Consider the following 11342-nt stretch of genomic DNA (forward strand, 5'->3'; position numbering starts at 1 on the left):
CTAACTCAGCATTGTTTTTTTCAGTAGACATCTCTAAGTAGGGTTTGCAGCAAAAAGTCTTATGGGTGAGGGTAGGAGTCAGGAGTCAGGAGTCAGGAGTCAGGAGTCAGGATAAATGGGAATTATAGAGGAGGTAGGAGTAAGAATTGTCCCTTGATTTTTCTGCCATAATCGTCCCAAAATACTAGCTTTTTGAGCTTTTTCCACCGAAAAGCTAACACTTTTTTAGACCTAAAAATGCTACAACCTTTATCTGTCAATGCTTTTAGATTTAATCAGCAAGCCCTAAGTAATAAAAAATAAAATCAATTATTGCACATAAATCATCATTTTTTTTCCCCCTACTGCAAAGCTGCCTACTGCAAAGCTGCCTACTCCCTCTTTTCAGTAACTAAAAACTTGTAGGGATAGAATACTCATGTTCCTAGTTTTGGCAAGTTAACCAAATACTCTGCACGAATATTCCATCCCTACAAAATTTAATCCCACTCAACAGAGGTGTTAGAGTAATAATCTTAAGTTATATCTTACGATAAGGTACCATACCAAGATTGATATTACCTAGATTAACTCGTGTTGATGTACCTTGAGCGTTTATACCCCGTGCTAAATCTAAATAAAGAGAAGGATTGCCTGCTGTAGGTTTCTTTTCTTGGGGAGTAAAGCGACGTAATTCATTTTGGTAAATTATTTGAGGGAAACCAAGAATACTCCGATAGTAGAAACCATAACGAGGTGTCTTTAGGTTAAAAGGAGTTTCTCCTCCATCTCTTTGGGGTATAACCCGACGACGCTGGTAAGGTACAGTATCAAAGCCAAAGTTGTCGAGGTATTCCTCGCTATTAACCAACTCATCAATGAAACCTTCGATACCTTTAGTCGCTACAACGATAGACCAAGCAATCTTTTCCTTTTCGCTGTAAACATCACGACCTAAAACACGTTGAACACATAACTCAACAAAGCGATAGTTGCTATTTGTATCGTAGTTGTTACGACGGAATGGATCGGAAATGACCAAACCACGAATAAAATCTCGAACTGTAAGTTGACCATTTTTGAGTTGAGATTCTAGGAAGATTTGGCGATCTCTCTTAAGAATCTGATGTTCGCTATAAATTTGACGATAAGCTGCCCAGATTAACTCATCCCATCCTGACCCAGAGGGCAAAGATTCGGCTGAATAAATCATTGGTTGGTCATCACCGGGGATTTCATAACCCGCAACTCGTGAGTTTTGACTGATAGGTTTGTATTCTAATAATGGAATCGCCACGTGAGAATCTCCTTAAATTATTAAATTTGATTTATCAAGTGTGGCCAGAGCACACTAAACCTTGCTGCGATTCAAAAAATTGCATCAATAGCCAACCTTTAGATTAAGGGATTGAGGCAATCCAAGTCTCACTTTTATTAACTTACGCAACAATCTGTAACAATTTTGATAGCTATTTGCTAACTTTGGGCATATTGTTATCTATCTACCAGCCAAAAGCAGAATAAAACTGTGCAGTATTCTGTGACGTTTCTATTTCACAATCTGAGTTGTTTTCCTCTACTCGAACTTCTGTACAAAATGTAGAAGTATTAAATCCACCAAACCGCTTCACTGCACTGGTTCGCATTCTCAGATTAGGGCTAGGAAACCAGAATCTTTCAATAGAACTCATAGTTTCATATTCTGTAATTAGATTTAGTCCATCTTCATCATCCATCTCAAACAGTCCCACTACTGGGACAATTTCTGCATAGCCTCGTTCTCGCAACATTCTGCCTTTTCTAGGATTTTCTGGATCTGGAACAATCGCAAATACAGTTGAACCTTTGTGATTTTCATCATCTTTATCCCAGGCCATGGAACCATCCCAAGTAACAAAAGCGCCTCCAGCAGCCAAACTTGGGTCAATTTCGTGCATTTTACAGATTTCTACTACTTTCGGATCTCCAGCACCCAAGCTAGTTACTTGAATATCTGAACTACCCATTTCTGCTTGTCTAAAGGCCAGATGATGGGTTGTTCGTTGCGATCGCCATTTACCAGCACTCTTTTGAAAAAATTCCATTGCATCCATTTGCCCTTCTCCATCTTTAGAATTTTTAGGATATTAGTTCTAGCCTAATCATCATAATACTTCTAGCTTTTATTAATTTAATGTTAACTTTTGTCGAATAAATTAGTTTCAAAATGTACATTATGGACAGTATGTCAAGTAAATGTTACGATAATTTACATAAGAGTCAATAAATCAACTTAACTGTGGCCTTAATATATAGGCCAATATCTATTATCTAGATAAGCAAGGAGTAAACTATGGAAATGTCTAACAGCTTAACTATGGAGCAACAGTTCAAATTACAAGTTCTACGGGAGCAAGTGAAAGGTTTAAGTCGGGAAGAAGCTCAAGAGTATTTAGTTGAAGTGTTGCGACAGACTATGGTTAAGGAGAATTTGTTTAAAAACTGGATGAAGGGCAAAATTTAACCGATGTTTCTCCATAAAGACAAGAATATATCGGTATTAAAAACTAACCCCGCCCATATCTAGTAGATGGGTGGGGTTTATACTTTTAATATCATGTTCGGTAGAACCGTTATAATATAGCGCTGTGCGCAGGCAACAGGCGACAGGGTGAATAAAAAACCTATAATATAAGACTTTTAGCTATTGGACAGTTATTGCAATTTGTTTGTAACCCACATTCCGCACTTCAATTTGTAACATGAAAATTAGTATAAAATCCGTAGCTTGCTTAAGTATTTATACTATATAAATTATCTTCATTTACCTTTATCAGGAGTCAAATTCTCAGTTAAATATTAAGCATAAATACTTACTGAATTGTTGATTTTTATTGACCACTATAATTTTCTTCTGACTTTTAACTTTTGACTTTTGACTTTTGACTTACCTTCTTCTACTGCATAATATTTTGCAAAGACTTTAACCCCTTCTTGATTCTTCGAGAAACAGTAACAGCACTAATCCCCATCCGCTCGGCGGTTTCCTTCTGAGTCAAATCACAGAGAAAAACAAACTCCAAAACCTTACGAGTACCTTCTTCTAGTTTGGCCAGTCCTTGCTGTAAACGAATTTGGTCTTCTTGAGCTAACTGAAAACTACGATACTGAGTATCTGGAACTAATTCTCCTAAACAAGTGGTTCCATTTGTTTCATCTTGAACTGGAGCGTCTAAACTTAGAGGAGCACGGTTACGACAAGCTAATTGAATTTCTTGCCACTGCTCTAAAGAAATATCCAATGCAGAGGCCACCTCTAAATCTGTAGGTTTCCGTTTTAACTTCACTCGGAGGTCTTGTATAACTTTTGTAGCCTGCCGATCCATAGCTAGCCAATTTCTGGGAATTCGTACAGAAGGACTTTTATCTCTTAGATAATGCTGAATTTCACCCCGGATATAAGGAGTAGCAAAAGAACTAAAGGCTCGTCCCTTCGATATATCAAATCGCTCAATTGCTCTAATTAATCCAATACAGCCTACTTGGAGTAAATCATCGTAGGTTTCAGTACACCTATTCAACCAATGGTAAACTTCCTTTCTTACAAGTCCAACATTAAGTTTAACTAATTGATTACGGAGATGATGAGAAGGAGACTGTTGATATTGGCGCAACAGTTCCAGGTTTTTACTTTTTAGTTTTTGAGTGATAGTGGTAGACATAGGTATATTTTGACACTCCACGGACTACAGTCGCGTGAATTATTCAGAGGAGCTTTATATCAGGTTAAAACCACGATTTCCACATTGCTCGGAACGGCTAAATTACCAGTACCGTACCGTACTACGCATACAGGAGCAGCTAACTAGGTGGTGCCAATAGCCACTACTCTCTCCGGTCTGGCGACCATTGAGGCTAATTTTTTTGGTTGTTATTTGATTCACTCGCTCTGAGGTACAACGTGCTGTCTAACGGCTGGAAACAGAGTGCTGGCAAGCACCTAGCCACCTTTTCGGTTAACTACCATTTAACCTGTATAGTCCATTAGATATCAGGCTTTCACGATGATTCAGAGGTCAATGTGTCTTTAGCAATCAATTATAACACATTTTTTTGACTACGGGTTAAAACCTGCCCAAGTCGTTTCCATCCACTACTTAAAAGACGGTGGTTTCCGACTTACCTAATTTTCAAAATAATTCTGATAGAAATTTAGTGATGGTAAATCAAATACGCACTATATTTTTACCAATTGATCATTGATAATTGATAATTGATAATTAACCCCCAAAGGTTTAAAGCCTCTCCTTTTAAGGAGAAAAAAGCGGTCGAGGGATGGCGTACTTCGGAGCGGGTCTGCAAGAACGGGTCTCCTCGCCATATCCAATCGACCAAGAGAAGAAATCAGATTTCCTGATATTTAGTTCCGTTACGGTTTTAACAAGAGTTAATTATCCATTATTCATTATCCATTATTAATTAATGAAACATCTTCTACTAGGAATTGTATGTTTATAAAATTATTGCTTTGGAATCTTGGATTGTGATATTAGACACAATTTATTCATAATAGTTTTAGTTATATTCTAAGCCTTTTTATCAGCAATATCGTAGTCGATGGTTTGATCTATTTTCTATATACTAAGTAGTTACTTGATTAACTTAATTAAGTATAAATATATTTAATATAGCGTTTCTCAAGTTACTGAGATACAGTTATTTTTCTATTCCCTACTCCCTACTCCCTACTCCCTACTCCCTAAAATAAAATAAACGAATTTTGTACCTCACGATTCTTGGAAATTGCTATAGGAGCAATAATTATTTTCAATAATAATATTTATTAGTTGTTTAAATATTTTTCTAATAAAATCTAAATCTAATAACAATAGAGGAGTGTTTAGCCCCTCTATACATATTCTTTTTTTCTGGTCGTTACCCTTCTATTGCGTGTTTAGTTTTAGGTTTTAGGAAGCAAATTTTTTAACTGCACTATTACAGAGCAACTACTGTTGAAAACTTCACAGTCACCAGGAGTAAAATTAGCCTTTTAGGGTTTAATTTTCTATAATTTTGGAACCTAAAACCTACCCCTTACAACTTTCAATGAAAAGACATTTTTAGGTGAAAAGAGACAGTTGGTTATCTTCACAAACTTTCAATTTTGATAGGTAGGGTCTTTAATCATATAAGTTGCACGAGCAATTTAATTTCAGACCCAATATTTAGCTTAAGAAGCTGTGTCTACCCTACCGTAAAAAGTACCACCAACTTTAACTTCTACAGCCTCTTTTGCACCTAAGTCTGTATCAGAAGGCTGAATTGCTTCAAAGATACCAGCAATTTCACCAGTTTCGCTGTCTACTTTAGAAATTCTCAGGGAAATTTCACCAGCTTTGAGACTGGTATCTGCAAACTTGACATTAGCTTTACTAAACTCTGTATCATCTGCACGATTTGGTAAAGCTACTGCATTATCATATCCTGAAGTAACACCACGACCCTTTGGATCTAGGAAGCTAGAACCTCGATAGGAAGGAACATTATAGATACCCTCAAAATCGATAGAGGTATTAATAGCAGAAACACCAGGCTGACTTTTAGCAATAAGTCCTTTGACGGTAAATAGAAAAGGTACTTCCTCACCACCTGGTAAGAGAACAGTTATAGCCTGAAAATCAATACCATATTGCTCCTTAAATGTCAATGCGTTATCTTCATCAAAGATCAGATCCCCTGTTACTTGGTCTAAGCTAGAAGTATATCGTGTCAATTTTCTTCCTTCTACAAATTCTGCTTTCTGGCGTTTGTTAGTAGGTTCTTCCTTGACAAAATATTCAGTTGGCTGTATGCACAAATCTGTCAAAATATAAGAGCTATCGCGGTCAAGGGCAATGGAACCACGAGCTGTTTCTGGTAACTCAGGACAGTTGTTAGCCAAACCAGTATTGACAATGTCATCATAAGTAAGTGTTTGACTGCTATCTGGACCTTCTGAGCAAGCGGTCAAAAAACTCAAACACACAGCTAATAGTGCAGCAATTAAAGTGCGATACCTCATTGTTAACCTCAAGATTTAATATTCAACAATCAACATTGCTACTGCGTTTTTTATTTACACAGTATAAAAATACGATTTTTGATTTTTGATTTTACCGGAAGAAAGTTAGGGCAATAGAGTCATAGTTGTACTTCACCTTCCCAAGTGGCTTTTGTCAGAGCAAATTTTCCATACTCTGTTAGCATTGATAGGTGTTTAAACTCATGTACATAAGTCTATTTCCTGAAAAAAGGACTGTAATTCAAAGCTGATTTATCTTTGTATTTATCCAAAATAGTATTTTACATTGCTTGTTACTTTATTCCTAAGTCAGTTATTTGACTACTCCCCTGGACTCTCTGCCGAGGGGATTCTAAGTAGATGCTACGCAACACGGATTTATCGGTGTTGCTCCATCTATTCTTAGCTGAAATACACTCTCTGGGGACAATTTCATTGTGCCCCTACACAGTTGGCTTAAGTAGGGGCGTTAACGATAGTTATGCGAAGCAAACGGCCGTTGGCCCCTACAGCTTTCTGCTTACTTTTGTGATTATATTTGCAGCCCCATTACAGTCTGCATTCACAAAACAATTATTACCACTCCTATACAAACCACGCTGTCTTGATGCAGTCGCTCATGGGGGAAACCCCCTTTGGCGGCGCTGCATCGCTTTATTCTTTTCGGTGACGGTTTCCAATCATTGGCTTTCTCACCATAAATAGGCAGATCGTCACCATCTAAAAATGAAGCTATACTTGTATAACTTTCTTGGTGTTTCTATAAATATTATTCCATATTCATAACACAACTGAGCTATTCTTTCTTTCAGTCTAGCTGTAGGAATTGGTACAAATTCTGAATTACTTTTTTTTCCTAATTTGATTTCATTTTTCTGACCTTTATTCCAACCAAAAACAATTGTACCAATAGAATTTTTTAAACAATGGTTAATGACTATTCTGGCTGCTTTATTTATACCGTCACGAATTTTGCGGTTACGTTTTTCAGTAATTGCAGCTAGTTTATTTGACCAAAATCCAGTCGGTTTATTTTCTTTGATAGTTGATACTTGTTTGTTGTACCAACGATTCATTGATTTGAGATGTTTACCATCCACAATTAAGCTAGTACCGACATTAGATACACAGGTCAACCAATTATTGACACCATGATCAATTCCTAATACATTGTCTTGATTTAATTGAGGTTTAACTACTACTTCTTTTTCATAGATAAATTCTTGGGTAAAGCATCTATTTCTTGGTAATATTCTCAGTTCTTTAAGAGAAGCAAAGTTGAGATTACTCGGCTTATGAATATAAAAGCAATCTAGACCAAACCAGCGCTTACAGGTATTATCTAGTGGAACTCTAAGAAGATTATCTTTAAGTTTTAATGCTTGCTTGGGGTAACTAACTGTAGCCATTCCCCCTTTTTTTCTGTAGTTAGGAATTTTTGGTCTTTCTGATATTTTTCCTTCACTATAGGCTTTTATTAAACCATAATAAGACCTAAATGATTCAGCTATAGTTCTCAATATTTGTTGTGCTGCTTGTGAATATAAAACTTTATAGTGATTGTTCTTTTTGTAGACTTTTTCCAAGTCAAACTTGCCCAGAGTTTTGTAAGACTTAAAAAATAATTGCCGACCATAATATATTCCCATGTTAGTGAGCTTGTGAGACTGTTCACATAAGAATGTTAAAATAGCAATTAATTCGGGATTTTTACCTACTAAAACTTGCTGACAAGAGTACATTTGAAACGGGGATTGGAAATTTTATTGTGGGTAATAATAGCACAGGACCATTTTGGTTGTCTAGTCTAAACAACTCACTCGTTTTCATCCCCCGGGTTAAAACACAGGGGCCTTCAACGTTGCTTTTCGGTAAATTAAAATTGCATAAGTAAATATGCTTAAGGTAGAATATCGCTGTAACTAATTTCAAATCAAATTAATATCTAGAAAAAGCAAGATATTTTTGAATTATCCATACGAGGACAAATTGATTTAGAGCCTGGTATTTATATGAATAGGTAAAAACTTATTAAAATAATTTTTTGATATTAATTGATAATTATGGATACAAATACAGACAATCAGTCAACACAATTACACAATGATTTACAATCATTGACACATTCACTAAGAGCTTTAGCAAAAAATCATCACGACGATCCAATAGCAATGTTGGCTATGCTGCGAACTCTGGAAGGTTTACATCAAGAACTTAGAGAAGGCTTATTTCAACAAGCATTACCAGATAATCGTCAAGCACTCTACAATTTACTTAAAGATATTGAGGCAAAGGGAGGTTGGCCTTATATTCCCAGGTTAAGACTACGCTATATTTTAGAAAATTGGTCTGATGAAGATTTATAAAATTTCTTGCTCTGATGTAGATTCAGGTAAAGCTTGAGTAACATCTGTAAAGTCTTCTTCTGTAATTATTGAAGCTGGAACGTTGACTAATACTGCTAATAATCTACCATTATCAATAGTAATTAATGTATCTCTGAAATTTAAACCAGTTCCCTGTTCAAAAGTTAAATCGCCAAAAGTTAAGTCACCATCTAAGGCGAAGAAATCTTCCAAAGGACTAAAATCATTAATCACATCAATATTACCTAATTCTCCAGGTAGGACAAATATATCGGAACCTTCGCCCCCGGTTAAGGTATCTTCTCCAGCATCTCCAAATAATATATCGTTGCCTCGATCGCCTAACAAGGAGTCATTACCATCACTACCTTGAAGTGTATCATCATCCTTTCCACCAAATAATGTATCGTCACCAATACCACCAATAACTAAATCATTATTCGCGTCACCAAAGAGGGAGTCGTTTTCTTGTTCTCCAAAAATTGTATCATTACCCTTTCCACCGCGAAGATTGTCCAAATTGTCTCCACCAAAAACTTGGTCGTTACCTCTATTACCATTAATAAAATCACTGCCATTAATTCCAAATAGAGTATCATCACCTGCTTCTCCAAATAGAGTATCATCACCACTACCTCCATCTAGAGAGTCATTACCATCACCACCAAAAAGAGAATCATTTCCTATACTGCCATTTCCAATATCATCTCCACTATCTCCAAATATTGCGTCATCGTCAATATTTCCAAAGAGACTATCATTACCTTGACTACCTCTTAATGTATCGTTACCATCTCCTCCAGTAACTAAATCAATTCCTTCATTACCAATTACGGAGTCATCTCCAGTCTGTCCAAATAATGAGTCGTTGCCTTCTTCTCCTGCTAAAAAATCATTTCCCGGACCACCTTCAATACTATCATCTCCAAGACCGCCTAATGCTGAGTCGCGGCCATCTTCTCCTTGTAATAAATCATTATCTTCACCACCAATTAAAGAGTCCGATCCAATGCCACCAATAACTTCATCTTCTCCTTCTCCACCATCTTGAGTATCATCTCCTGCTTCACCAAAAATGGTATCATTTCCACCAAACCCTTCCATTAGGTCAGGTTCTGGAGAACCTATTAAGAGGTTATCGTTGTTATCTCCTGATATATTGGCCATACTTTGGATACTCCTATGTTACTAATAATTTGATTGTTGAGTAAAGTCAGGTTTAAGTAGGTAGGTGGGAAAATTTACAAGTTGGCAGTAATTATAAATTTTTTCTCAGAATCTAGCACAATAGATTATTGGCTAGATAGACTTCTGATAGTATTTGTTAATCCCTGGGTATTTGCAATTCGTTATTTTTATATTTGGCGATATCTGAAGGGAAATAAAATTACATTAATAGAAGCATTTACTAGAGGCATAAAAAAGTCGTTTCCTATATTAATTGTGCCCTTGCTTGTATTTGCTCCTATTACATTTAAGCCAATTAAATTAATGTCAAGTCAATATTTTTTAATCTTACTTCTTTTACCAATGATTTATCTTGGAATACGTCTTAGTTTTTATTGGCATACTGTTTAATTGACGGTGTTTCACCTGTAAATGGAATTAGGTATAGTTGGAAATTGACTAATGGGTATTTCTGGTTAATTACTCGAGTTAACTTGATTTTATTTGCCATTGGCTTTTTGATAATATTTCCATTAACAATTATCGCAGCTTATGTAATTAAATTAGAAATGGTAAAAGATCTACTAAGTCTTCTTATCCAATATGTTTTAATTCCGATATTTTGGAGTATTATTTCAGTGGTAATTTATGCAGAATTAAAGAGAATAAAAGCCTGAATATTTACTATTCAGTAATTAGCAGTCAGCTTTTCGTGTGCAATGGTACTAAACAGTAATCAAACATTGAAGAAAGAAGAAGGAAGAAGGAAGAAGGAAGAAGGAAGAAGGAAGAAAAAATGGATGGGGACTCAAACCCCAACCAATTGTCAACACCGTGTAGACGGTGGGGTATTAAACCCAAAATAAAAAGATAAAAGTGAATCAAGAGTGTTGGAATAATTTATTGTTTTTTATCGGTTGTCCTGAATAGTAATTGTAAAGATACATATTTTTTAATTTCTTACCACACTCCCCTACTCCCCACACTATCTCTACTATTACTATGCACCACCACCTTTTTATCTAATACCCATAACCTCACTCTTTTCTTGCCGGACCTTGACTTTTTTGAGAGCGACTATTTAGGGTTTGCGCTCATAAGTCTTATGGGTGAGGGTAGGAGACAGGAGACAGGAGACAGGAGACAGGAGAAATGGGAACGAGCGAGGAGGTAGGAGCGGGCGTTTTGTCCCAAGATTGTTCTGCTCAACTCTTGACCAAAATCCTGAATTTTTGAACCATTACCACCTAAAACCTCGCACCCCCTCCAGACCTAAAATTGCTCAAACTAATACCAGTCAATACTTTGATATTTAATCAGCAAACCCTACTTAATATCATTTCTTAAAAAGAATTCTATAGTTATGCAAGACTTCAATGATTAAGTAATTATTAGGATTCAATAACGTGAATAGCGATTATTAGGTAGTAAGTATATATTATTCTTATGTTTGCTACTCCCCTACTCCCTCACTCCCCTACTCGTTTAGTGCTTATAGGGAATAGGGATTTCTCACAGAATCCAAATAATATAAATTGAATTGTTTGAGAATAAATACTTATAAAATTACCTTAGTAGATTATTGTCTTTTAAGTTTAAGATTACTCTCTTACTCCTTTCAAAGTCTTTAAAATTAAGGTTTTCCAGGTTAATATTAAATTTTTCTAATAAAATAAAGTTATGAATAACCGTAACAAGGGTTGCTTTTTTTCGAGAATAGTATTAATCTATAAATTAATGAAGCAATAAACCTAGTTTGAACTCAGAGGTTAGCATTAGTAATAGATCAG

Annotated in this window: 12 protein-coding genes; 6 read left to right on the top strand and 6 right to left on the bottom strand. The window is 35.9% G+C overall.

All coding sequences use genetic code 11. The features are described from left to right. Positions 1–520: 520 nt before the first annotated feature. Together F6K13_RS04750 and F6K13_RS04755 are read right to left on the bottom strand one after the other, a co-directional pair. Positions 521–1276 (bottom strand): phycobilisome rod-core linker polypeptide, encoded by a 756-nt coding sequence (locus tag F6K13_RS04750; protein WP_124147681.1) that lies wholly within the window; start codon positions 1274–1276, stop codon positions 521–523. A gap of 205 nt (positions 1277–1481) precedes the next feature. After that, complete coding sequence (locus tag F6K13_RS04755) at positions 1482–2072, bottom strand: phycobiliprotein lyase (protein ID WP_124147680.1); 591 nt, start codon at positions 2070–2072, stop codon at positions 1482–1484. A 239-nt stretch (positions 2073–2311) separates the two neighbouring features. Between F6K13_RS04755 and F6K13_RS04760 the strand changes: the two genes are divergently transcribed. Then, complete coding sequence (locus tag F6K13_RS04760; protein WP_124147679.1) at positions 2312–2482, top strand: NblA/ycf18 family protein; 171 nt, start codon at positions 2312–2314, stop codon at positions 2480–2482. Between the two features lie 433 nt (positions 2483–2915). On the opposite strand, the gene F6K13_RS04765 is transcribed toward F6K13_RS04760, so the two are convergent. Together F6K13_RS04765 and F6K13_RS04770 are read right to left on the bottom strand one after the other, a co-directional pair. Beyond that, the gene (locus F6K13_RS04765) at positions 2916–3680 is read right to left on the bottom strand and encodes an RNA polymerase sigma factor SigF (protein WP_124147678.1); all 765 of its coding nucleotides are present in this window, start codon (positions 3678–3680) and stop codon (positions 2916–2918) included. A gap of 1508 nt (positions 3681–5188) precedes the next feature. Next, entirely contained in the window at positions 5189–6019 is an 831-nt protein-coding gene (locus tag F6K13_RS04770) for a photosystem II manganese-stabilizing polypeptide (RefSeq protein WP_124147677.1), read from the bottom strand. Between the two features lie 360 nt (positions 6020–6379). Here F6K13_RS04770 and F6K13_RS04775 point away from each other — a divergent pair, with 360 nt between their 5' ends. Continuing rightward, the gene (locus tag F6K13_RS04775; RefSeq protein ID WP_287286926.1) at positions 6380–6724 is read left to right on the top strand and encodes a hypothetical protein; all 345 of its coding nucleotides are present in this window, start codon (positions 6380–6382) and stop codon (positions 6722–6724) included. A gap of 8 nt (positions 6725–6732) precedes the next feature. Here the strand turns inward: F6K13_RS04775 and F6K13_RS04780 are convergent, their stop codons facing one another. After that, positions 6733–7761 carry an RNA-guided endonuclease TnpB family protein gene (locus tag F6K13_RS04780; protein ID WP_205127662.1) on the bottom strand — a complete coding sequence of 343 codons (1029 nt, stop codon included), beginning with the start codon at positions 7759–7761 and terminating at the stop codon, positions 6733–6735. Positions 7762–8082: 321 nt separating this feature from the next. On the opposite strand from F6K13_RS04780, the gene F6K13_RS04785 reads away from it, so the two are divergent. Next, complete coding sequence (locus F6K13_RS04785; RefSeq protein ID WP_124147676.1) at positions 8083–8385, top strand: hypothetical protein; 303 nt, start codon at positions 8083–8085, stop codon at positions 8383–8385. Here the strand turns inward: F6K13_RS04785 and F6K13_RS04790 are convergent. Continuing rightward, positions 8380–9552: a calcium-binding protein gene (locus tag F6K13_RS04790; protein WP_124147675.1), complete on the bottom strand. Its 1173-nt coding sequence runs from the start codon at positions 9550–9552 to the stop codon at positions 8380–8382. The two genes, F6K13_RS04785 and F6K13_RS04790, sit on opposite strands and share 6 nt — an antisense overlap. An 81-nt stretch (positions 9553–9633) precedes the next feature. On the opposite strand from F6K13_RS04790, the gene F6K13_RS04795 reads away from it, so the two are divergent. From F6K13_RS04795 to F6K13_RS04805, 3 genes are all read left to right on the top strand, one after another. Beyond that, a complete protein-coding gene (locus F6K13_RS04795; protein ID WP_124147674.1) occupies positions 9634–9963 on the top strand; it encodes a hypothetical protein in 330 nt (109 codons plus the stop codon). 308 nt (positions 9964–10271) lie between these two features. Further along, positions 10272–10418 (top strand): hypothetical protein, encoded by a 147-nt coding sequence (locus tag F6K13_RS04800; RefSeq protein WP_161564748.1) that lies wholly within the window; start codon positions 10272–10274, stop codon positions 10416–10418. A gap of 243 nt (positions 10419–10661) precedes the next feature. Beyond that, positions 10662–10868 (top strand): hypothetical protein, encoded by a 207-nt coding sequence (locus F6K13_RS04805; protein ID WP_287286929.1) that lies wholly within the window; start codon positions 10662–10664, stop codon positions 10866–10868. Positions 10869–11342 lie beyond the last annotated feature (474 nt).

It is taken from the genome of Okeania sp. SIO2B9 (assembly GCF_010672505.1).
GTDB classification, from domain to species: Bacteria; Cyanobacteriota; Cyanobacteriia; order Cyanobacteriales; family Microcoleaceae; genus Okeania; species Okeania hirsuta.

Coding starts and splice junctions, on each gene's coding strand:
- F6K13_RS04755 (WP_124147680.1), bottom strand. CDS start 2,072: ATGGATGCAATGGAATTTTTTCAAAAGAGTGCTGGTAAATGGCGATCG.
- F6K13_RS04760 (WP_124147679.1), top strand. CDS start 2,312: ATGGAAATGTCTAACAGCTTAACTATGGAGCAACAGTTCAAATTACAA.
- F6K13_RS04765 (WP_124147678.1), bottom strand. CDS start 3,680: ATGTCTACCACTATCACTCAAAAACTAAAAAGTAAAAACCTGGAACTG.
- F6K13_RS04770 (WP_124147677.1), bottom strand. CDS start 6,019: ATGAGGTATCGCACTTTAATTGCTGCACTATTAGCTGTGTGTTTGAGT.
- F6K13_RS04775 (WP_287286926.1), top strand. CDS start 6,380: ATGCTACGCAACACGGATTTATCGGTGTTGCTCCATCTATTCTTAGCT.
- F6K13_RS04780 (WP_205127662.1), bottom strand. CDS start 7,761: ATGTACTCTTGTCAGCAAGTTTTAGTAGGTAAAAATCCCGAATTAATT.
- F6K13_RS04785 (WP_124147676.1), top strand. CDS start 8,083: ATGGATACAAATACAGACAATCAGTCAACACAATTACACAATGATTTA.
- F6K13_RS04790 (WP_124147675.1), bottom strand. CDS start 9,552: ATGGCCAATATATCAGGAGATAACAACGATAACCTCTTAATAGGTTCT.
- F6K13_RS04800 (WP_161564748.1), top strand. CDS start 10,272: ATGGTACTAAACAGTAATCAAACATTGAAGAAAGAAGAAGGAAGAAGG.